The 20,259-nt window shown below is 69.1% G+C and carries 27 protein-coding genes; 15 read left to right on the forward strand and 12 right to left on the reverse strand.

Features of this window, described 5'->3' with window-relative positions:
- Positions 1 to 1,557, reverse strand: coding sequence for a class I adenylate-forming enzyme family protein (locus OG801_RS28930; RefSeq protein WP_406032655.1), 1,557 nt, complete (start codon positions 1,555 to 1,557; stop codon positions 1 to 3).
- A 109-nt stretch (positions 1,558 to 1,666) separates the two neighbouring features.
- Here OG801_RS28930 and OG801_RS28935 point away from each other — a divergent pair, with 109 nt between their 5' ends.
- From OG801_RS28935 to OG801_RS28955, 5 genes are all read left to right on the forward strand, one after another.
- Complete coding sequence (locus tag OG801_RS28935; RefSeq protein ID WP_355021416.1) at positions 1,667 to 2,272, forward strand: TetR/AcrR family transcriptional regulator; 606 nt, start codon at positions 1,667 to 1,669, stop codon at positions 2,270 to 2,272.
- 114 nt (positions 2,273 to 2,386) lie between these two features.
- Positions 2,387 to 3,712: an MFS transporter gene (locus OG801_RS28940; RefSeq protein WP_406032657.1), complete on the forward strand. Its 1,326-nt coding sequence runs from the start codon at positions 2,387 to 2,389 to the stop codon at positions 3,710 to 3,712.
- Complete coding sequence (locus OG801_RS28945; protein ID WP_406032659.1) at positions 3,709 to 4,077, forward strand: YidH family protein; 369 nt, start codon at positions 3,709 to 3,711, stop codon at positions 4,075 to 4,077. The genes OG801_RS28940 and OG801_RS28945 overlap by 4 nt, the downstream gene beginning before the upstream one ends.
- Positions 4,074 to 4,349, forward strand: coding sequence for a DUF202 domain-containing protein (locus tag OG801_RS28950; RefSeq protein WP_406032661.1), 276 nt, complete (start codon positions 4,074 to 4,076; stop codon positions 4,347 to 4,349). The genes OG801_RS28945 and OG801_RS28950 overlap by 4 nt, the downstream gene beginning before the upstream one ends.
- A gap of 41 nt (positions 4,350 to 4,390) precedes the next feature.
- Positions 4,391 to 4,918: a hypothetical protein gene (locus OG801_RS28955; RefSeq protein WP_406032663.1), complete on the forward strand. Its 528-nt coding sequence runs from the start codon at positions 4,391 to 4,393 to the stop codon at positions 4,916 to 4,918.
- Between the two features lie 26 nt (positions 4,919 to 4,944).
- Here the strand turns inward: OG801_RS28955 and OG801_RS28960 are convergent, their stop codons facing one another.
- On the reverse strand, positions 4,945 to 5,463 hold the full coding sequence (locus OG801_RS28960) for a pyridoxamine 5'-phosphate oxidase family protein (protein ID WP_406032664.1): 519 nt from the start codon (positions 5,461 to 5,463) through the stop codon (positions 4,945 to 4,947).
- Positions 5,464 to 5,581: 118 nt separating this feature from the next.
- On the opposite strand from OG801_RS28960, the gene OG801_RS28965 reads away from it, so the two are divergent.
- Positions 5,582 to 5,953 carry a hypothetical protein gene (locus OG801_RS28965; RefSeq protein ID WP_406032666.1) on the forward strand — a complete coding sequence of 124 codons (372 nt, stop codon included), beginning with the start codon at positions 5,582 to 5,584 and terminating at the stop codon, positions 5,951 to 5,953.
- Here OG801_RS28965 and OG801_RS28970 read toward each other — a convergent pair.
- Complete coding sequence (locus OG801_RS28970) at positions 5,876 to 6,922, reverse strand: GlxA family transcriptional regulator (RefSeq protein ID WP_406032667.1); 1,047 nt, start codon at positions 6,920 to 6,922, stop codon at positions 5,876 to 5,878. The genes OG801_RS28965 and OG801_RS28970 overlap by 78 nt on opposite strands.
- A 69-nt stretch (positions 6,923 to 6,991) precedes the next feature.
- Between OG801_RS28970 and OG801_RS28975 the strand changes: the two genes are divergently transcribed.
- Together OG801_RS28975 and OG801_RS28980 are read left to right on the forward strand one after the other, a co-directional pair.
- Positions 6,992 to 7,552 carry a TetR/AcrR family transcriptional regulator gene (locus OG801_RS28975; protein ID WP_355021425.1) on the forward strand — a complete coding sequence of 187 codons (561 nt, stop codon included), beginning with the start codon at positions 6,992 to 6,994 and terminating at the stop codon, positions 7,550 to 7,552.
- A gap of 104 nt (positions 7,553 to 7,656) precedes the next feature.
- A complete protein-coding gene (locus tag OG801_RS28980; protein ID WP_406032670.1) occupies positions 7,657 to 8,478 on the forward strand; it encodes an alpha/beta fold hydrolase in 822 nt (273 codons plus the stop codon).
- 76 nt (positions 8,479 to 8,554) lie between these two features.
- Here OG801_RS28980 and OG801_RS28985 read toward each other — a convergent pair whose 3' ends face one another.
- A complete protein-coding gene (locus tag OG801_RS28985) occupies positions 8,555 to 9,916 on the reverse strand; it encodes an FAD-binding oxidoreductase (protein WP_406032671.1) in 1,362 nt (453 codons plus the stop codon).
- Positions 9,917 to 10,095: 179 nt separating this feature from the next.
- On the opposite strand from OG801_RS28985, the gene OG801_RS28990 reads away from it, so the two are divergent.
- Positions 10,096 to 10,878 (forward strand): class I SAM-dependent methyltransferase, encoded by a 783-nt coding sequence (locus tag OG801_RS28990; protein WP_406032673.1) that lies wholly within the window; start codon positions 10,096 to 10,098, stop codon positions 10,876 to 10,878.
- Positions 10,879 to 10,888: 10 nt separating this feature from the next.
- Here the strand turns inward: OG801_RS28990 and OG801_RS28995 are convergent, their stop codons facing one another.
- Entirely contained in the window at positions 10,889 to 11,902 is a 1,014-nt protein-coding gene (locus tag OG801_RS28995) for a tyrosine-type recombinase/integrase (protein ID WP_406032675.1), read from the reverse strand.
- 84 nt (positions 11,903 to 11,986) lie between these two features.
- On the opposite strand from OG801_RS28995, the gene OG801_RS29000 reads away from it, so the two are divergent.
- Positions 11,987 to 12,985, forward strand: a complete 999-nt coding sequence (locus OG801_RS29000; protein WP_406032677.1) for an alpha/beta fold hydrolase — start codon at positions 11,987 to 11,989, stop codon at positions 12,983 to 12,985.
- On the opposite strand, the gene OG801_RS29005 is transcribed toward OG801_RS29000, so the two are convergent.
- Both OG801_RS29005 and OG801_RS29010 read right to left on the reverse strand, forming a co-directional pair.
- Complete coding sequence (locus OG801_RS29005) at positions 12,966 to 13,355, reverse strand: DUF1304 domain-containing protein (RefSeq protein ID WP_406032679.1); 390 nt, start codon at positions 13,353 to 13,355, stop codon at positions 12,966 to 12,968. The genes OG801_RS29000 and OG801_RS29005 overlap by 20 nt on opposite strands.
- A 59-nt stretch (positions 13,356 to 13,414) precedes the next feature.
- The gene (locus OG801_RS29010; RefSeq protein ID WP_406032681.1) at positions 13,415 to 13,717 is read right to left on the reverse strand and encodes a hypothetical protein; all 303 of its coding nucleotides are present in this window, start codon (positions 13,715 to 13,717) and stop codon (positions 13,415 to 13,417) included.
- A gap of 29 nt (positions 13,718 to 13,746) precedes the next feature.
- Between OG801_RS29010 and OG801_RS29015 the strand changes: the two genes are divergently transcribed.
- On the forward strand, positions 13,747 to 13,953 hold the full coding sequence (locus OG801_RS29015; RefSeq protein WP_406032682.1) for a hypothetical protein: 207 nt from the start codon (positions 13,747 to 13,749) through the stop codon (positions 13,951 to 13,953).
- Here OG801_RS29015 and OG801_RS29020 read toward each other — a convergent pair.
- Complete coding sequence (locus tag OG801_RS29020) at positions 13,950 to 14,306, reverse strand: TraR/DksA family transcriptional regulator (protein ID WP_406032684.1); 357 nt, start codon at positions 14,304 to 14,306, stop codon at positions 13,950 to 13,952. The genes OG801_RS29015 and OG801_RS29020 overlap by 4 nt on opposite strands.
- Positions 14,307 to 14,360: 54 nt before the next feature.
- Here OG801_RS29020 and OG801_RS29025 point away from each other — a divergent pair, with 54 nt between their 5' ends.
- The gene (locus OG801_RS29025) at positions 14,361 to 14,870 is read left to right on the forward strand and encodes a DUF1772 domain-containing protein (RefSeq protein ID WP_406032686.1); all 510 of its coding nucleotides are present in this window, start codon (positions 14,361 to 14,363) and stop codon (positions 14,868 to 14,870) included.
- 40 nt (positions 14,871 to 14,910) lie between these two features.
- Positions 14,911 to 16,143 (forward strand): low temperature requirement protein A, encoded by a 1,233-nt coding sequence (locus OG801_RS29030; RefSeq protein WP_355021435.1) that lies wholly within the window; start codon positions 14,911 to 14,913, stop codon positions 16,141 to 16,143.
- Between the two features lie 7 nt (positions 16,144 to 16,150).
- On the opposite strand, the gene OG801_RS29035 is transcribed toward OG801_RS29030, so the two are convergent.
- On the reverse strand, positions 16,151 to 16,663 hold the full coding sequence (locus OG801_RS29035) for a putative immunity protein (RefSeq protein ID WP_406032688.1): 513 nt from the start codon (positions 16,661 to 16,663) through the stop codon (positions 16,151 to 16,153).
- Positions 16,660 to 17,061: an MmcQ/YjbR family DNA-binding protein gene (locus OG801_RS29040; RefSeq protein ID WP_406032690.1), complete on the reverse strand. Its 402-nt coding sequence runs from the start codon at positions 17,059 to 17,061 to the stop codon at positions 16,660 to 16,662. Before OG801_RS29040 ends, OG801_RS29035 begins: the two co-directional genes overlap by 4 nt.
- 81 nt (positions 17,062 to 17,142) lie before the next feature.
- Here OG801_RS29040 and OG801_RS29045 point away from each other — a divergent pair, with 81 nt between their 5' ends.
- Together OG801_RS29045 and OG801_RS29050 are read left to right on the forward strand one after the other, a co-directional pair.
- Positions 17,143 to 17,757, forward strand: a complete 615-nt coding sequence (locus tag OG801_RS29045) for a GyrI-like domain-containing protein (protein ID WP_406032692.1) — start codon at positions 17,143 to 17,145, stop codon at positions 17,755 to 17,757.
- Between the two features lie 117 nt (positions 17,758 to 17,874).
- Positions 17,875 to 19,248 carry a lipase family protein gene (locus tag OG801_RS29050; RefSeq protein WP_406032694.1) on the forward strand — a complete coding sequence of 458 codons (1,374 nt, stop codon included), beginning with the start codon at positions 17,875 to 17,877 and terminating at the stop codon, positions 19,246 to 19,248.
- Here OG801_RS29050 and ddaH read toward each other — a convergent pair.
- Both ddaH and OG801_RS29060 read right to left on the reverse strand, forming a co-directional pair.
- Positions 19,239 to 20,009 (reverse strand): dimethylargininase, encoded by a 771-nt coding sequence (ddaH, locus tag OG801_RS29055; RefSeq protein ID WP_406032696.1) that lies wholly within the window; start codon positions 20,007 to 20,009, stop codon positions 19,239 to 19,241. The two genes, OG801_RS29050 and ddaH, sit on opposite strands and share 10 nt — an antisense overlap.
- Positions 20,010 to 20,022: 13 nt before the next feature.
- Positions 20,023 to 20,181, reverse strand: coding sequence for a GNAT family N-acetyltransferase (locus OG801_RS29060; RefSeq protein ID WP_406032698.1), 159 nt, complete (start codon positions 20,179 to 20,181; stop codon positions 20,023 to 20,025).
- Positions 20,182 to 20,259 lie beyond the last annotated feature (78 nt).

A 20,259-nucleotide genomic window follows, 5' to 3' on the forward strand; every position in this document is an offset into this window, starting at 1 on the left:
TCAGCCGACCTTCCGCTCGGTGCCGGCCCAGTCGCGCTCGCGCAGCGCCCGCCGGTCGACCTTGCCGTTGCGGTTGAGGGGGAGTGCGTCGGCGAACTCGATGATCCGGGGCACCTTCACCCCCGAGAGACGCGAGCGGCAGAAGTCGCGCAGCTCCTCCTCGGTCGCGGTGGCGCCGGCGGCGAGGGAGACGTACGCCTTCACCGTCTCGCCCCACTTCTCGCTGGGCACGCCGACGACGCAGGCCTCGCTGACGGCCGGGTGCTCGTAGAGCGCGGCCTCGACCTCGGAGCAGTAGACGTTGTAGCCGCCCGAGATGATCATGTCCTTCTTCCGGTCCACGATGAAGACGAAGCCGTCCTCACGGATCCGGCCCAGGTCGCCGGTGTGCACCCAGCCGTCCCGGAAGGTCTCGGCGGTCGCCTCGGGTGCGTGGAAGTACTCCCGGACGCAGTCCGGGCCGCGCGCCACGATCTCGCCGATCTCGCCGGCGGGCAGCGGGTTGTGGTCGTCGTCGACCACGATCACCTCGGTGTCGTAGACCGGGCGGCCGCAGGAGAGCAGCAGCTCCGGGTCGGACTCGATGCCGCGGACGACGTCCTCGGAGCTGAGGAAGGTGATCGCGCTGGTCGTCTCACCCTGGCCGTAGCCCTGGTTGACCACCGGACCGAGGGCCTCGACGGCCTCGCGCAGCCGAGCCGGGCTGACCGGGGCGCCGCCGACGGTGATGCTCTGCAGCGCGGAGAGGTCGCGCTCGCGCAGGGTGGGGGAGGCAAGGACGAGGTTGAGCATGACCGGCACGACGAAGGTGTGGGTGACCCGCTCGCGTTCGAGCGTGTCGAGGTAGGCCTCGACCTCGAACGCCGGCAGCACGACCACGGCCGCGCCGCGGAAGAAGCAGCCGAGGATCACCATGCCGCTGGCGTGGGTGATCGGTCCGGGGGCGAGATAGACGGCCTCGGCAGAGAGCGAGCCGTAGGGGTTCATCGCCAGCTTGCGCATGTTGGCCAGCCGGTTGCCGACGGTCTGCACCGCCGCCTTCAGAGTCCCGGTCGAGCCGGAGGTGAAGTTGAGGACGGCCGGAGCGTCCTCGTCGACGTCGACGGCGACCGGGTCGGTGGAGCCTTCGGCGAGCAGCGCGTCGTACGCGGCGGCGACGGTGGCGCGGTTGTCGAGATCGATGATCAGACACTCCAGGCCATGAGCGTCGACGATCTTGCGGACCAGCTCGAGGTAGGCGCCGCCGGTGAAGACGACCTTCACGGCCGCGTCGAGGAGCACGTGCTCGACCTCGGCGGCGGCGAGTCGGGCGCTGATCGGGACGCGGAGCGCGCCCGCCTTGCAGATCGCCATCTCCGCGACGACGAGCTCGCCTCGGTTGGTGGCGAGGGTGGCGACGGGAGTGCCCGGCGTGCAGCCGCGGGCGATGAGGGCAGCGGCGAGCCGGTTGGTGTCGTCCTCGAGCTGGCGGTAGGTCCATCGGTCGGTGCCGGAGACCAGGGCGGTGGCGTCGGGGGTGAAGGTCGCGGTGCGGGTGAGATAGCTGCCGAGATTCACGGATGCCCTCCTGGTTGTCGGGTTCGCTGCTGTGAGCGCGGTCACCGAGATCATAGACAGTGTGTCCAGAAACAGTCCAGCCGTTCGGCAAAGTGCTAGAACAGTGCCCATGACCGTGGTTGAGGACCGGCGCAGCCGGCGAACGCGAGGAGCGCTCCGCGATGCGCTCGTCTCCTTGGTGCTCGAGCGTGGCTACGCCGCGGTGACGGTGGAGGACATCGTCGCTGCGGCCGACGTGGGCAGGGCGACCTTCTACACACACTTCAAGGACAAGGAGGCGCTCTACGACCACGTGGTGTCATCGGTCCTCCTGGACCTGAAGGAGCGACTGGCCGAGGTGCTGGCCCCGGAGGACGCCGGGTTCACCGGCGAGCCGGTGGCCGAGGTGTTCCGGCATGCGACCGAGCAGCCCGACGCGTACCGGATGATCCTGCGGGGTGAAGGGGACGGGCGCGGCCTGCGGGCGTTCGAGGACGCCTGGAGCACCACCGCCCACGAGATCTTCACGGCTCGGGTGAAAGCACACGCCGTCCGCCCGCGCGTGGATCTTCAGGTGCTGGCGCGGGCGTGGGTCGGTGAGCAGGTGGCCGTGCTGCTGTGGTGGCTGGATGCCCCGGAGCCGCGGCCGGCCACCGACCAGGTCGTCGAGACGCTCGTCGAGCTCTCGCGCCGCGGACGCTTCTGGGCGACGGGATTCGATCCGGGCGCGCGCTGAGTGGCGGTGCGGATTTGGACAGGGTGTCTTGTGTGTCGCGGGTCACTGACCTTACAGTCGGACGTGACGACCGTTACTAGACGCTCTGTCTAATATCTTGAAGGGCGGATCTCCGTGTCCTACCGCACCCTGCTCACCGAGTACCCAGTCGGAGCGCGCCGTCGCGTGCTGCTGGCTGTAGTCGTGCTCGCCCTGTTCATCTCGGCGTTCGAGGGTCAGCTGGCCCCCGTTCTGCCGTTGCTGCTCGACGACCTCGGGATGTCGCTCAAGACGTACGGCCTCATCACGGCCGCGTCGCTGATCTTCGGTGCCCTCGCCGGCTACCTCGGCGGGGAGCTCGCCGACCGCGTCGGCCGGGTAAGGATCCTGGTGCCGTTCATGTTCCTCTCCGCCGCCGCCTGCCTGTTCATGGCGACCGCGGACTCGGTGGCCCACTTCGCGCTCGCCAGGATCGTGCTCGCGTTCGTCGAGGGCGTCGCCGTCGCCGGCACCCAACCACTGATCCGCGACTTCACCCCGCGGATGGGCCGCGCGCAGGCGTTCGCCTTCTGGAGCTGGGGCTCGGTCGGCGCCAACTTCTTCGCCGCCGCCGTGGCCTCGGCGACCCTGGGTGTCTTCGGCAACCAGTGGCGCTCACAGCTGTTCATCATGGCCGGCGCCGCTCTGGTCGGTGCCATCGTGGTCGCCCTCACCCTGCGTGACCTCGCCCCGGAGGTCCGCCGCGCCGTACGCCTCACCGAGCGCGAGGCCCACACCGTCGAGGTTCCGCAGGGCGGGAAGGGTCTGGGCCTCCTCCTCGCGCGCCGTGCCTTCTGGACCCACGTGCTGGCGATGTCGTTCCTCTATGTCCTGCTGGCGACCATGAACGCCTACGCCCAGACGATGCTCGTTCAGCAGTTCGGCGTCTCGGTCCGTGCCGCCTCGGCGATGACGATGGTCTTCTGGTTGAGCAACCTGGCGATGAGTCTGGTCTTCGCCCGCATCTCGGACCGTACGCAGCGCCGCAAGGCCCTCATGGTCGGCGGCGGTGTCGCCGCCACGATCTTCCTCGGCGCCTTCCTGGCGCTCATGGGCCAGGGGAGCGAGGCGTCCGCGAGCGTGGTGATCGTCCTGTTCGTCGGTGTCGGCGTGGCGCTCGCGTCGATCTTCGGACCGTGGATGGCGAGCTTCTCCGAGCACGTCGAGGAGGTCCACCCCGACATCCAGGGCCGAGCCTTCGGTCTCAATCACCTGCTCAACCGCACCTTCATCCTGGCGACGGTCCTCTTCGCGCCGCGAGTGGTCGAGGCGACAGGCGGCTGGGAACGCTGGATGACGATCGCCTGGGTGGCGACGGTCCTGTTCACCGTCACCGCGGCACTCGTCCCCGGCGTGACCGGTCGCCACTCCCGGACCGACACGGACGCCGAGGCCGGGGCTGTCACGCAGCCTGCCTCGTGACCCGCGAACGCCGAGGCCGGCTGGACAGCTGGCTCTACAGTTCGACCGACGAGCCCGACGTCAGGTTCACGCTGGCCAACGAGCGTACGTTCCTGGCCTGGATCCGCACCTCGCTGGCGTTCCTCGCCGTCGCGGTCGCGGTCGACACCCTCGAGGTGGGCGGCGACACGGCCCTGGCCGTGCTCGCTCCGCTCAGCCTCGCGATCCTCGCGGCCGGCTGCGCCGCGTGGTCCTGGTGGAGCTGGGTACGCAGCGAGCGGGCGATCCGCAGGCGTGACGCCCTGCCGACCCGCCGAGCACCGCTTCCCCTGGTCTTCGGTGTGCTCGGCTCGGTCGCGCTCGTCTCGATGGCCCTGCTGGTGTGAACGGGGCCGGCGTGGGCGGCGACCCGGGACTGCAGCCCGAGCGGACCGAGCTCGCCTGGCGGCGTACGCACCTGTCGCTCGTGGTCGCCGCCCTCGTGGTGGTCCGCCACCCGCTGGCCGATGGCCACCTGTGGTGGCGCCTCGGCGCGGCGCTGGTGGTGGCCGCGCTGGCGGCGTACCTGCTCCTGGGGCGCCGCCGCGTCCACGTCACCGCGGCGGTCGCTGCCGCGATCGCAGTCGTCGAGATGGCCGGGATCGCTGGACTGACGTAGCTCCCCTTGAAATCGGCGAGTCGCCGAGTAAGCATGATTACATGCTTACAACTGAGTTGCGCGGGTGGTTCAGCGGACGACTGCCCGATGGTGTGTACGACGAGATCGTCGATGTGGTGGTCGACCGCGAGGAGATCACCGTCGTCGGGCGGATCAAGGAGCCGAAGACCGCCGAGGGCGCTTCGGACGAAGAGAAGGCTGCCGCGAACGAGGGGCGGGCGAGCGAGTTTCGCGAGCGCACCCGTGAGGACCGCATGGCCGTCGCGCGGCAGGCCGAGCGACGGTTCGACCGGAAGGTCTCCTGGGGCGTGGAGGTCGGGGGAGAGCGGCACATGTTCACCACCGTCTCCGCGCCGGTGATGACCCGGCTGCGTCAGCCGGAGCGTGCGGTCCTCGACCTGCTCGTCTCCGGCGGCGTCGCCCGCAGCCGCAGCGACGCGCTCGGCTGGTGCGTCAAGCTGGTCCAGCAGCACACGGGCGACTGGCTCACCGAGCTGCAGGAGTCCCTGGTCAACGTCGAGAAGGTCCGGGCCAAGGGGCCCGGCGGGTCGTCGCCGACCGCGTCCTAGGGGAGTTCAGCGGCTCGCGCAACGTTCTACCTGGAACAGGCGGCCTCCCGCTCGGCGCGCTGCTGGATCAGCTCCTCGACCTGGGTCGGAAGCGTGGTGTCGAAGTCGATCAGCTTCGCCCAGGTCGGAGTGACGACGATCCGGACCATACGCTCGTACAGCGAGCGGACCTCGGCCTCCCAGACGACCCGCTGCTCGGGGGTCATCTGGTAGGAGCCGTTCATCTGGAGGTACTCCCAGGGGATCCCGTCGACGTAGTCGAGCTCGACCGTGCCACGGATGAACAGGATCTTCGGCGGGTGCACCTCGGTGTCGATGGTCAGAGCGACGACCGGGTTGTGGCGCAGCGAGATGAGCTTGGGGGAGTTGGGCGTGGTGCACATGACGACCTCTGAGCCGTTCCAGGTGAACCCGATCGGGACGTTCCTCGGGGTGCCGTCCTTGGCGACGTACGCCAGTCGGGTCAGGTCCCACGCCAGGAGCTCCTGGCTCAGCGGACGGCTGAGGACCTCGTTGATCTCGCCGGGCTGCATGGTGTTCGACATCTGCGTCTCCTCGGATGTGGCGACCTCGGCTGGTCGCATTCACTCCGTGAACGGAGACGTTCCCATCGTCTCTACATCCCGCGCGGGAGATCACCAGCCGTCGGACAAGATGGTTCTCATGGACCACGAGACTGCGCGGCGCTCGGCCGCATTCGTAGGACTGGCCACGCTGCCGATCGGGGCAGCGATCCTCCTCGCGCCGGAGCAGGTGGGCCGGGCGCTGAAGCTCGGTGATCACCCCACGGCGCTGCGAGCGATCGGTGTCGCGGACCTGGCGCTGGTGCCCGGGTTGCTGGCGGGGCGCCGCCGGCTGCCGTGGATGGCGGCTCGCGCCGGGCTCAACGTGGCGATCGCGGCGTACTGCGTGAGCCTCGCGCGCAGCGAGGGCAATCTCGGGCCGAAGATCGCCGCGTCAGCGCTGGCGGTCGCTACGGCTGCCGACGCCCGCACGATCCTTGCCCTGCGCGAAGGTGAGAGTCGCCGGTCCTGACGTTGTGACTCCGATCTGGGTGCGGATGCCGCGGCGGTAGGCCGAGGGTGAGATACCCAGGCGTGCGACGAAGGTGCGGCGGAGGGCCTCGGCGCTCGAGAAACCGGCATCCGAGGCCGCCTGCGCCACCGAGCGGCCGGCCTCCAGCCAGCTCCGCGCCAGATCGAAACGTACGCTGGCGGCGTACTCGGCTGGGCTCATCCCGACCTCGTCATGGAAGAGGCGCGTGAGGTGGCGCGGGCTGATGCTGACGTGACGCGCCAGCGAGATGACGCTGTGCCGGTACGACGGGTCCTGGGCGATGAGCTCGGTGATGACGCGCACCGGGCTTTCGGGCACGGCCACAGCGCGCAGGGGAGCGGAGAACTGGGTCTGTCCGCCCGAGCGCCGCAGGTAGACCAGGAGCCCCTGCGCGACCCGCTGCGCTGTTGCCGCGCCGAGGTCGTCCTCGACCAGGGCCAGCGCAAGGTCGATGCCGGCGGCGACGCCGGCGGATGTCGCGACGTGGCGATCACGTACGAAGATCCGGTCCGGCTGCACGTCGATGAGGGGGAACCGGAGTGCCAGGTCATCGGTGAACTTCCAATGGGTGGTCGCGCTGCGCCCGTCCAGCAGGCCGAGCTCCGCGAGCACGAACGCCCCGCTGCAGATCGACACGACGCGTCTGGCCCGGCCGGCCAGGATCTGCGCGGCGGTGAGCAGCTCGTCGGTCACGAAGGCCGACGGCGCACGCTCGCTGCCCGGCACGATGAGTGTGTCGAGCGGTGGGGCGTCGGCTGCGGCGGCACTCACGGCGACACCGCCGCCGATCGACGAGGTCACCGCGTCGCCCGAAGGGGAGAGCAGGACCACCTCGTACGCCTCTGTCGCCTGGTTCGCCTCCACGAAGACCTCTGCGGGACCGACGTAGTCCAGCGCCTTCACACCGTCGAAAAGGAGGAACCCGATCCGTCGCCTCGTACCAGCCATCGACATCCTCTCCAGGTTATGGATTGAGTATTCCATAACGGTGGTCATGAAGACCGGTACATTCGGGGAATGGCCAGACCTCGGGAGATCTCAGTCACGGCGGTACGTGACGCAGCGCTCGACGTGTTCCGTGAGCATGGCTACGAGCGAACCTCCATGCATGACCTCGCCGAGCACACCGGCGCGGGCAACGGCAGCATCTACGCGGCGTTCGGGAGCAAGCGCGGCCTCTTCCTCGCCGCCCTCGAGGCCTACTGCGGCGGCAGGATCACCCTGACGACCGACGCCTTGGCGGGGGAGGGCGGAGCCCGTGAAGCCGTACGCCGCTACCTGCTGCGCATCGCCGACGACTGCACCGGAGATCCGCGGCGCCTCGGCTGCCTCATGGTGCGGTCGCTGGCAGAGCTCGCCGACCGCGACCCCGAGGTGGTCGACATCTGCAGGCGGACCCTCGACGTGATGGAGGAGCGGATCGCGGCCCGCATCGGAACCGGCACCGGAGCAGGCACGCTGGCGCGCGAGATCCTGCTCTTCTCGCAGGCTCTGATCCAGGCCGGGGCCACGGCGACGTCGCGGCGAGAGCTGCGCGAGTCGGCAAACGCCTACGTCGACCGGCTCGTCCTGGCCTGACGCGTCCGTTTCCGAGGGATTCGCGGCCGTTCGGGCAGGCGACTCGGGGAGGTGTATGCGGCGACGATTGTGGCGTCCTCGCTCACCGATCCAACAGGAGCACCATGCCCTTCTTCACCACGTCCGACGGCACCGACATCCACTACTCAGACTGGGGGACCGGTCAGCCGATCGTGTTCAGCCACGGCTGGCCGCTCAGCTCGGACGCCTGGTCGCTCGAGCGCAAGACGCTCGCCGACGCCGGCTACCGGGTGATCGCCCACGACCGCCGTGGCCACGGTAAGTCCGCCCAACCCTGGCAGGGCAACGACATGGACACCTACGCGCGCGACCTCGCCGAGCTCGTCGAGCATCTCGACCTGCGCGACGCGGTCTTCGTCGGCCACTCGACCGGCGGGGGAGAGGTCGTCCGTTGCGCGGCCCAGCACGGCAACGGACGCGTCGCCAAGGTCGTCACGATCGGTGCGGTCCCGCCGATCATGCTCCAGACCGAGGCGTACCCCGAGGGGCTCCCGATCGACGTGTTCGACGGGATCCGGGCCGGCGTGCTCGCCGACCGCTCGAACTTCTACCGCGAGCTGGCGCCGTCGTTCTTCGGCTTCAACCGCGACGGCGTCGAGACGTCGCAGGGCGCGATCGACGACTTCTGGCGCCAGGGGATGCTCGCCGGGATCCAGGCGGCGTACGAGTGTGTTGCGGCCTTCTCGGCGACCGACTTCACCGAGGACCTGAAGGCTCTCGATGTGCCGATCTTCATCGCGCACGGCGACGACGACCAGATCGTGCCGATCGGGAACGCGGCGCTGAAGTCGATCGAGCTGGTCAAGGACGGCACGCTCAAGGTCTACCCGGGCGCCCCGCACGGGATCTTCGGTGCGTACCAGCAGGAGCTGATCCAGGACATCCTCGACTTCATCAAGAAGTGAGCGAGTAGCGACTCCGTGGCGCGGTACCGCCTCGTGCGGTCCCGCGCCACGACCTGGCGCCGGCGAGCCGGCGTCGTCAGGGCGTGATGTTCTGGTTGTGGCTGAAAAGGTTCTCCGGGTCGTAGGCCTGCTTGACCTTCCTGAGTCGCGCGTAGTTGCTGCCGTAGGTGTCGGTGACGCGGCCCTGGTCGTCGTCGGACATGAAGTTCACGTAGCCCCCGGCCTCGGAGTGCGGGGTGAGCGCGTCGGCGTAGTCGCGGACCCATGCGATGTGGGCGGCGTCGTCGGAGGCGTCCGGCCAGGCGGAGACGATGACCGTCGAGAACGTCGCGTGGCGGTAGGAGAACGCGGTGTCCGTCGCGCCGACACGGGAGGCAGCCCCGTTGATCGAGTACAGGTGCATCGTCGAGCTCGCGTTCGGCGCCTTCGGGCCGTGGGCCAGGTGCACCTCGATCGCCTCGTCGGTCAGCTCGGTGACGTAGTTGCCCTTCCAGTAGCTGCGTACGCCATGGGGGAACAGGTCGTCGAAGGCGCTGTTGAGCCACGGATACGGCATCGGCCCGACCATCTCGCCGACGCGCGGCGCGAGGTCACGGAACGGCTGCATCGCCGCGTCGCCCTCCTCGACGGGCCCACTCCAATGGACGACCGCGGCGCAGAGCGTGTCGCCGTGGCGGTCCTCCGGGAGGAAGGGGAGGGGAGGGGCCACCTGGAACGCCGGAAAAGCCCCGTAGCGTTCGTCCGCTTCGGGGATCCAGGTGCGGAAGAACCGCAGCAGATCGCCCGCGTGCTCCAGCTCGTAGAAGAAGAGTCCGACGACGACCTGGTCCACGGGATGCAGGTCGAACTCGAAGCTCGTGACGACCCCGAAGTTGCCGCTGCCTCCGCGGAGCGCCCAGAACAGGTCGGCGTTCTCGGACTCACTGGCGCGACGGAGCTGTCCGTCCGCGGTGACGACGTCGACTGAGCGAAGGCTGTCGATCGAGAGACCGAAACCACGGGTGAGGTAGCCGATACCGCCGCCGAGCGTGAGGCCGCCGACGCCGGTCGTCGACACGATCCCGCCAGGCACGGCCAGGCCGTGCGCGTGGGTGGCGTCGTTGAGGTCCGCCAGTGTCGCGCCGCCGCCCACGCGAGCGGTACGCGCCGTGGCATCGACCTCGACGGAACGCATGGGGGACAGGTCGATGACCAAGCCGTCATCGATCGTCCCGTAACCAGGCGAGCTGTGCCCGCCGCCACGTACGGCCAGCGCCAGGCCGGCGTCTCGTGCGAAGTTCACTGCGGCGATGACGTCGTCGACGTTCGCGGCCGGCACGACAGCGGCCGGACGACGGTCGATCATTCCGTTCCAGACGGCTCGAGCCGTTTCGTAGTCGGGATCGTCGGGTGCGACGACCCGCGTCACTTGTTTGCGAAGTTCGTTGATGGATGTCATGACTTCAGCGTCATCCGACGCAGTCGTGGCAACCACTCCGGCGACGCCACGTCATCGAGTTCCGGTACAGCGGGGGACGGCCGTATGAGGGACTCAAGGGACGTCAGTTGACATAATGTGCATTATCGGCGACTAATCCAACGGCTGAAACAGGGGTCGAACGGCTAGGGTTCGCTGCTGTGACTGAAGACTTCGACCCGACCGCGCACAACCGCGTCGCGTGGGACGAACTGGTCGACAACGACAACGAATGGTCCCGGCCGGTTGATCCCGAGGTCATCGCCCGGGCACGTGAAGGTGACTGGTCGGTGGTTCTGATCGGTCACGTGCCGATCCCGCGTGATTGGTTCCCGTCCGAGCTGGCTGGTGCCCGAGTGCTCTGCCTAGCCTCCGGCGGTGGCCAGCAAGGTCCGGTCCTCGCGGCGGCGGGCGCCACGGTGACCGTGTTGGACAACTCGCCCAAGCAGCTGGCCCGCGATGACGAGGTCGCCGCTCGTGACGGCCTGGAGCTTCGTACCGTCCTCGGCGACATGCGCGACCTCGGTGTCTTCGACGACGCCAGCTTCGACGTGATCGTGAACCCGGTGTCGAACGTGTTCTGCCCCGACCTCACGCCCGTTTGGAAGGAAACGTTCCGCGTGCTGCGCCCCGGCGGGACGCTCATGGTCGGATTCATGAACCCGGACGTCTACATCTTCGACGAGGTGGCGCTCGACCGGCGGGAGCTGGTGGTACGTCACCGGCTGCCATTCAGCTCGCTCGATCTCTCGGAGGCCGACCGGATGCGCGCGTACGGGAACGGCCCGATCGAGTACAGCCACTCGCTGAGCGAGCAGATCGGCGGGCAGCTGGCCGCTGGGTTCATCCTCACGCACCTCAGCGAAGCGCCGCACCACGCAGACGTCACGGCCCAGCACCTGTCCGCCTACATCGCAACCCGCGCGGTCAAGCCACACGAGTGATCAACCAGATTCAGTCAGACGGCGGCACAGCCGTCTCTCGCAGCACTTCGCGCGCCGGCGACAGCAGCACGGCGTCGCGCGTGTCGGCGGCTGTCGCCTTGACGTAGATCCCGGTGGTCTTGAGGTCTTCGTGACCGAGCAACCCCTGCACCGCAGGCACCGGTACGCCGGAACGGATCAGTCCCTTGGCCGCGCTGTGCCGAAACGCATGCGCGGCTTCGCCAGGCTGCTTCGGGACGCCGGCCAGACGGATCCAGGTCTCGACCAGGTGGTTGAGCGCGCCAGGTCGCAGCTGTTTGCCCGAGGTCAGCACGAACAGGCTGTCGGCCGCGTCGCGAGCGCCGAAACGGGCCTCCAGCTCGACCAGGTAGAGGTCGACCGCATCGACGGCCTCGGGCGGCAGCGGCAGGTTGCGCTGCTTGTCGCCCTTGCCGATGACCCGCACCAGCGTCTCGCCGTCGGGTTCGCGCCGGATGGAGCCGATGGTGAGACCGCACAGCTCCGCGGCACGTACGCCGGTGGTGACCAGCACCGCGAAGATCGCCCTGTCACGAGCCGGCCAGCGGCGCCGGTCGGTGCCTTCGCGCGGCGTCGAGGCCACCCGCGCCAGGCGGCGGAGCTCGTCGACGCTCCAGCCCGCCGGCAGCCGGCTGGGCCGCTCGGGCGCCTCGATACGCAGCGTCGGATCCACCAGCAGGTGTCCCTCGAGCTGCAGCCAGTGGGTGAAGAGCCGCAGCGTGCCGACGCGACGCTGACAGGTCGCCGCGGCCGAGCTCTCCCGCAGCGACCTGTAGGCGATGCGTACGTTCTGGTCGGTCAGCGCCGAGATCAGGACCAGTGCCAGCACATCGGCATCAGGCTCACCGCCCGCGTCGACATGCAACTGCCGCGCCCAGGCGGCGATGTCTTGCCGGTAGGCGTTGCGCGACTTGTCGTTGAGCCCGCGGCGCGTGAGTGTGGCCCGGTCTGTCAGGAAGTCCTCGACGACATCGCCGAACATCACACCATCGTCAGGTACGCTCACATCCCCCGATATTACAGTCTTTTCGAACATTTCTGCGATAGGGGGTACTATCGCGGAATTCTGGCGAGGTGGCAGACTCCAGCCGTGGCCAACACCGCTGTGACTCACCGCACCGAACACGTCAACGGAATCGACCTCCACTGGGTGGAGTCAGGGCCGGCGGACGGCCGGCTCGTGATCCTGGTGCACGGGTTCCCGGAGTCCTGGTACTCGTGGCGCCACCAGATCGCCGCGCTCGCCGACGCGGGCTACCGGGCGGTCGCGATCGACGTACGTGGATATGGCGGCTCCTCGAAACCGAGTTCCATCGAGGACTACCGGATGCTGCGCCATGTCGGCGACAACGTCGGCCTGGTGCACGCGTTGGGCGCGAAGACGGCCACCATCGTCGGGCACGACTGGGGCGCTCCCATCGCCTGGACAACGGCTCAGCTGAGGCCGGACATCTTCACCGCCGTCGCCGGTCTGTCGGTGCCGTTCAGCCCCTCAGGACGCCGTCGGCCCACCGAGGCGATGGCACAGGCCGGCGGCGACGACGAAGACTTCTACATCTCCTACTTCCAGACCCCGGGTGTCGTCGAGGCCGAGATCCTGCCCGACGTACGCCGCTGGCTGCTCGGCATCTACTACTCCATCTCGGGCGACGGCGTGCTCGCCGCCGGTGGGGATCCGCGCGGGGCGCTCGGGCTGGTGCGACGCGGCGACCGGCTCTCGGACCAGTTCATCTACCCCACCGAGATGCCCGAGTGGCTGACCGAGGCCGATGTCGACTTCTACGCGCGCGAGTTCGCCGACTCCGACTTCCTCGGACCGCTCGCGCGCTACCGCAACATCGACCGCGACTGGGAGGATCTGGCGGCCTTCAGCGACGTGCCGATCAGGGTGCCGTCGCTCTTCGTCGCCGGCGAGTACGACGGGCCCGCGATCACCGGCCGCCGCCAGATCGAACGCTTCGACCAGACCCTGCCGGGCCTCACTCGCTCGGTGGTACTCCCCCGGTGTGGACACTGGGTCCAGCAGGAGCGCCCCGAGGAGACCAACCAGCTCCTGCTCGAGTTCCTGGCTAGCTCAGAGCCACGCTGATCGCCAGGGCCACGACGGCGAGCAGCGGGATCACGCCCTGCTTGAGAGCCGCGCTGCGCTTGTCGGGCGAGAAGATGAACAGCACTGCCGCGGCGGCCGCCATCGAGCCGGCTCCGGCGAAGACCAGGGCAGCGCCGACCGCTGCGGAGCACACCGGGTACAGGACGATGCCGACCGCGGTGACGATGGCGAGGAACAGGTTGTAGAAGCCCTGGTTGAAAGCCAGCTCTTTGGTCGCCTCGGCCTCCTCGGCGCCGATCCCGAACACCGCCCGCGTCTTCGGGCTCGTCCAGGTCAACGACTCCATGACGAAGATGTAGACGTGCGCCAGGGCGGCCAGGGCGGCGAGCACCAATCCAGCAACGACCATCACAGACCTCTTCCCGGTTGGGTGCTCGAGCACCGGCTGAGGCTGACAGTAACCGATCCTCAGAATCGAACTGGGAACACCTCGGTGCGCGCCACGGCCGCGTCGCGCTCGGCGCCGAGTGCCGTACGCCGCTCGTCGTTCATGTAGGCGTCCAGCGAGGCCTGGTCCGGGAACCGGAAGAGCTGGACCTCGTCGGGCTGCCCGGGCGCGTCGTCGGCGATCGCCCGGTGCATCACTTCCCCGCCGTGCTCCGAGATCAGCCTCAGGACACGGTCCTCGTAGGCGTGGAGGGCCTCGGCCTCTCCCCCGCGCGCCCACAGGAGACAGCACAGGCGGATCGGGTCTTCGGGTACACCTGACATGACGGCCACCGTATCGAAGAGCCTCGCGCATGGACGCAGACGACATCGGGTACCTGCTCGCCATGGGGAGCAACGTCCTGGACATGGTGGGCACCACGGTTGTGGTGCTCGTCGTCCTGATGGTGCTCGCGGCCGCCGCCGGCTTCCTGCTGGCGAGGCTGGAGAGACGGCGCGCACGCCGGATCCATGACGATCTCGTCGAGATGCGTGACCAGCCCGGTCGGCATCGCCGCTAGCGCAGCCGTGCCCTCGGTTTCCCGGCGCAGTTGATGCAGGTGCGCGCCACCGGGCGCGCCTCAAGCCGACCCTCGGCGATCGGCCGGCCGCAGTCCTCACAGGTCCCGTACGTCCCCGCCTCCACGCGCTCCGTGGCAGCATCGATCTCGGCGAGATGCGCGCGCGCCTGACGTACGAGCGCTTGGACCTGGGATCGTTCGAAGGCGATCGTGGCGCCCTCGGGATCGTGCTCGTCGTCGGCGTTGGTGTCGCGCGAGGCCGCGACGACAGAGTCGAAGTCGGCGCTGAGGTCCGCCAGGCGCGCGAGCGTCTGCCGGCGCTCCGCCTCGAGCCGTTCGCGCGGTTGATCCATGTGGTCGACGGTAATTCGATGGCCCCCGTCTCCGAAACCCGATTGTCTGGCCGCGTGATCGAGGATCTGCGAACCCTGGCGCTGGTCGCCGCGACCATGACCATGGGCCTGATGGCGGGCTACTTCGCTCTCTATGCGCACACGATCATGCCCGGTCTGAAAGCCACGGACGACCGTACGTTCGTCGGCTCGTTCCAGGCGCTCGACCGCGCGATCATCAACCCCTGGTTCATGGCGAGCGGGTTCCTCGGCTCGCTCGCGTTCACCGCGCTGGTCGTGGCGCTGTCCCTCGGGTCCGACGTGCGCCGGCTGCTGCCGTGGGTGGTGGCCGCGCTGGTTCTCTACCTGGTCGCCTTCGTCATCACCATCGCAGTCCACCTCCCGCTCAACGACGCGCTCAAGGCGGCGGGATCACCGGACCGGATCGCCGACCTCGGCCAGGTCCGCGAGGCGTTCGACGAGGCGAGATGGGTCCGCTGGAATGTCGTACGGACCCTCACGACGACCGCCGCACTCGGCTGCCTCGCGTGGAGCCTGTTCCTCCAGGGTCGACTCTCGGCCTGACCTCTCGCCGAGACGCCGCGGTGGTGGCAAGATCTTCGCCATGACTGCGGTGCAACCTCACCGGCTGATGCGGATGAGCGGACGCGACCCCAACGAGAAGGGCCGCTCCGCCACTCCCCTGGAGTTGCTGTTCGACCTGGCGTTCGTCGTCGCATTCGCGCAAGCCGGCAACGCGTTCGCTCACCTGGTCGCCGAGGAGCACCTGGGACCCGCGATCGGCGGCTTCCTGTTCACCGTCGTGGCGATCTGCTGGGCATGGATCAACTTCGCGTGGTTCGCCTCCGGGTTCGACACCGACGACTGGGTCTTCCGCGCTCTCACGATCGTGCAGATGGCCGGTGCCATCGTCGTGGCCCTCGGCGTGGCGCCGTTGTTCGAGTCGATCGACCACGGCGGAGTGCTCGACAACCGCGTCCTGGTCGGGGGCTACGTCGTGATGCGCGTCGCGATGGTCGCCCAATGGCTCCGGGCCGCGTCGCAGTCCCCCGCCTACCGCAATACCGCGCTCACCTACGCCGGTTCGATCCTCGTCGCGCAGATCGGCTGGGTGGGCCTCGCGGTGGCCCAGACGAGCTCGGTGGCACTGGTGGTGCTCGCGTCGGTCGTCTTCTACGGCATCGAGATGATCGGCCCGATCTACGCCAAACGCCGCTGGGGCATGCCGTGGAATGCCGAGCACATCGCTGAGCGCTACGGGCTGCTGCTCATCATCACGCTGGGCGAGGTCATCCTCGGAACGGTCGCGGCAGTCGCCTCGGCGGTCGAGCATGTCGGCTGGTCGCAGGAGTCGATCCTGCTCGTGGTCGCCGGCACGCTGTTGGCCTTCGGGATCTGGTGGGACTACTACATCATTCCGTTCGCGCACTTCATCGAGCGCCATCGACAACGGGCCTGGATCTTCGCCTACGGCCACATCATCATCTTCGCCTCGGTGGCAGCCTTCGGCGGTGGCATCCATGTGGCGGCGTACGTCATGGAGGGTGAGGCGACCATCGGCGTGCTCGGAGCGGTGCTCTCGGTCGCGATCCCGCTGGCAGTCTTCACGATCGCCTACTTCGGCATCTACTCAGCGCTGATGAGGCGCGTCGACATGCTGCACGTCAACCTGGCCCTCGGCATGCTCGCGGTCCTGGCGCTTGGGGTGGTCGCGGCAACAGCTGGTGTCTCGCTCGGCTGGTCGCTGCTGATCATCGCCGCTGCGCCCTACGTGACGGTCGTCGTCTACGAATCGTGGGGCTATCGCCACGTTGCAGCCGATGTCGAGGCTCTCTGAGACGTCCTCAGTCGAAGACCGACCAGCAGATCTCGTTGCGGATCCGCTGATCGTCGAGGACGAGCTCGCGGATGGGCTCCGGGAGCTGCTCGCGCTGCCAGCGGCACTCCCGGCGCCCGGCCCCGATGGCCTCGCCGGGCGGCGCGGCGTCGCGTACAGCCTTGATCGCGTACGCAGCCGCCCCCAGGTCGTGGGCGGCGACATGGGCGACCACGCCGGCCTGCCCGGCGGCGTAGGCGGCGTTGCGGGCAGCCCCGCGCAAGGGCCGGGCCGCGCCCATGGCGTGACCGCCGAGAGCACGCGCCTCCATCATCTTCAGCTCGCCGCGGGTCCAGGCCCGCGCGGCCTCGATGGCCTCCCGTGGCCGCGGGTCGTCGGGGCACTCCGCCTCGAAGAGCGGGAGGACGTGCTCTGCGCAGGTCGCCGCCCACAGCGCGAGCAGCTGGTGGTCCGCCTCGGTGAGGGTGCCACCGCGGCGGACCGTGATCAGGCGCGGGTCACGCTCCTTGGCCAGGATCATCGCTCTCCCCCGGTCTCGGGCCCGGTCTCCGGACGGTCGGGTCCGGGGCCGTCGGGATGGGTGAGGTCGTAGGCGGCGGCGACCTTCTTCGGCACGCAGAGGCGCCAGGCGTCCACGACGAACTCGCACGCCTCGATCGGGTCGAGCGCGGCCAGGGACGACTCCACCCAGTTGAACCGCATCTCTGACTCGCGTGGCATATGGAACCTGTCGGGCGCACTGGCGACCAGTGCGGCACGCTCCTCCTTCGGGAAGCCGAACCCCATCTCGGTCTCGTCCAGGGAGAAGGCGACATAGACGATCGAGCCGACCCGGAACTTCAGCCGGCCGCGTACGAAGACCTCGTAGGACCGCTCCAGGCTCGAGCCGAGCCAGCGGACGTCCGCCACGGTTGCCATGTCCGGAGCGTAGGCGCAGACGTCGGCGGCGGCACGCGAGTTTCGCGCCCGTCGGCGTCCGTGGCGCGACATCATGGCCTCATGGCGGCGAAGGTGGATCTGAAGAAGACGCTCGACAGCTATCGGGCACGTCAGGGTGAGTTCCGGGTGCTCGAGGTGCCGCCACTCCCCTACCTGATGGTCGACGGACACGGTGATCCCAACACCGCCCAGGAGTACGCGGATGCGCTCGCGGCGCTCTATCCGGTGGCCTACAAGCTGAAGTTCGCCAGCAAGAACGAGGGCCGTGACTATGTGGTGCCGCCGTTGGAGGCGCTGTGGTGGGCCGAGGACATGGACGCGTTCACCCGGGCGCGCGACAAGTCGCAGTGGGACTGGACAGCGATGATCATGACGCCTGACTGGGTGACCGCACAGATGTTCGACGAGGCGGCCGCGAAGGTCGGCACCAAGGACCGCCCGGCGAGCCTGGGCAAGGTACGCCTGGAGACGCTCGCGGAGGGAACCTGCGTGCAGACGCTGCACATCGGGTCCTACGACGACGAGGGCCCGGTGCTCGAGGAGCTGCACGAGCGGTTCATCCCCGAGAACGGGCTGCGGATGACCGGGAAGCACCACGAGATCTATCTGGGTGACCCGCGGCGGGTGGCGCCCACGAAGCTTCGGACGATCCTGCGTCAGCCGGTCGTCTCCTAGGCTCCGCGAATCTCGGTGTACAAGTGTGGACTGAAACCCTTGTCAGCGTGACGGCGCTCACATTACTCTTCAGTAACTCGGGACGCAGCGGTCCCGCTCACGTGAGGAGAGTCCCCCATGGCTCAGCACGCATCGAGGCTGTTCGTGAAGCGTCCCGGCAAGCACGCCGTACGCACCCTGGTGACGGCTCTGGCCGTCGCCGCCGTCATGCCCGCCGCCCTGGCCTCGCCGGCCGAGGCCGCCGACCAGAGCACCGCCGTCGTCTCCCGCGGCGTCGAGATCCCGGAGTTCTACAACCCACCGGCAACGCTTCCTGACGCTGACGGTGCGCTCGTACGCACCGAGCCCCTCCCCCTCGGCGTCGGCCTCTCGATCCCGGGCATCGGCTCGCTGCCCGGCACCGCGACCCGAGTCATGTACAAGACGACCGACAACAACGGCGCCCCGGCTGCGGTGACCGGCGCCTACATCGAGCCGTTCGCGGCCTGGAGCGGTGCCGGCGACCGGCCGCTCGTGGTCGTCGCGCCCGGCACCATGGGCCAGGGCGACCAGTGCTCGGCCTCGCTCGGCCTGGAGCGCCCGATCCTCTTCAACGGCAAGACCGTCTCGGTGGGCTACGAGGACATCGGGATCTACCGTCTCCTGGCGCGCGGCGTGGCGGTGATGGTCACCGACTACGTCGGCCTGGGCGCCACCGACCGGCTCCACACCTATGTCGACCGGGTCGACGGGGGTCATGCCGTCCTCGACGCCGCGCGCGCAGCGCGAGAGGTCCCGGACGCATCGGTGACCGCCGGGTCTCGGGTCGCGCTCTATGGCTACAGCCAGGGCGGCGGTGCGACCGGGTCGGCCTCCGAGCTCGCCTCGATGTACGCTCCCGAGATCAACCTCGTCGGCGCCTACGTCGGCGCTCCGCCCGCCGACCTGCGCGCGACCGCGGTCGGCATCGACGGTTCGGCGCTGGTGGCGGCGCTGGCCTGGACCATCAACGGTCTCGCCCAGTCCAACCCGGAGCTGCGGCCGATCCTGGACGAGAACCTCAACGAGGCAGGTCAGGCGGCGCTGGAGGATCTCTCGACGGCGTGCGTCGCGGACGGGATCTTCGGCTACCCGTTCCAGCGGAGCACCAGCTGGACCAAGACCGGCGAGAGCCTCGACGACATCATCGAGCGCGAGCCGGCGGTGCGGTCGATCATCTCCGAGCAGAAGCTCGGGCACGTGGCCCCGCGGATCCCGGTACGCCTGGCCACCGGCACCCAGGACGACATCGTCCCGCACGAGCAGTCTCGGCAGCTGGCCGTCGACTGGTGTGGTCGGGGCGCGAAGGTGACCTACCAGGCGGTCATCCTGCCCAACCTCGGCGACGGTCTGGTCACCAACCATGTCACCCCGCTGCTCGTCGACCAGACCGCCGCGATCAACTGGGTCACCGACCGGGTCAAGGGCGTCGCCGCCGGATCCAACTGCGCGACGATGCCCGTTCAGCCCTGAGCTGTGCGTAGCCGCACGGACAGGCAGGTGACGCAGCCTTCGAGCTTCTCGAACTCGGAGATGTCGACCGGCACGACCGTGTAGCCGCGTTCCTCGAACATCGCCCTGCTCAGCGGTGCCGAGGCGGCCATCAGCAGCGTACGGTCGTCGAGGACGACCACGTGGGAGCCCGGTTCCTCCGGGACCGGCAGGAACCGGGCTCCCCATACGCTCGGGTCGTCGACCAGCGGCTCGTGGCCGATGACGGTGCCGTCGGGCAGCGCGGTGACGGCCGACTTCAGATGGAGCACCTTCGTGAGGGGGACGGCGACGACCTCGGCGTCCAGCGGTCCGAGCAGTGCCCGGAGCTGGGCGATCCCCTCGGCGTTCGTACGCCCGCCCTCCCCCACCCACACGGTGTCGCCGTGCTTGAGCACGTCGCCGCCGTCGAGAGTCCCGGGCGCCTCGATGTGGGCGATCCGGTAGCCCCGCGCGCGGACCGCGTCCTCGGCCGCCTCGATCTCCGGGCGCCGTTCCAGGGCACCCGGCCGGCTGATCACCGCCAGGTCCGCGAAGACGACCATCGTGTCCTCGACGAAGACCGAGTCCGGGCAGTCGTCGGCGGGATCGACCTCGTGGGTGGTCCAGCCGGCGGAGCGCATCGCCGCGACGTACGCCTCCCACTGCTCGTGGGCGAGGCCGACGTCGACCGGGCTCCGCTCGATGTGGGTGACGAGCCCGTCGGCGAGGCGGGGCGAGGGGCGGCGTACGAGAGCGTGCATGGGTGAAGTATCCCTACCCGATCCAGAACCGGAGCTCGTTGCCGAGCTGCTCGTCGAGCACGCCCCCGTTCTTCTCGATCACCCGCCGGGACGGCTCGTTGGAGGGGGCGCAGGTGAGCAGGGCACGCGAGACGCCGTGCTCGCGGGCCTTCTCCAGACCGAGCTCGAGCATGCGGGTCGCGTGGCCCTGGCACCGCCACGGCGCGACGACGTGGTAGCCGATGTGGCCGCCGTCGACGGCGAGCTCGGG

Source organism: Nocardioides sp. NBC_00163 (assembly GCF_045206295.1).
In the GTDB taxonomy this organism is placed as follows: domain Bacteria; phylum Actinomycetota; class Actinomycetes; order Propionibacteriales; family Nocardioidaceae; genus Nocardioides.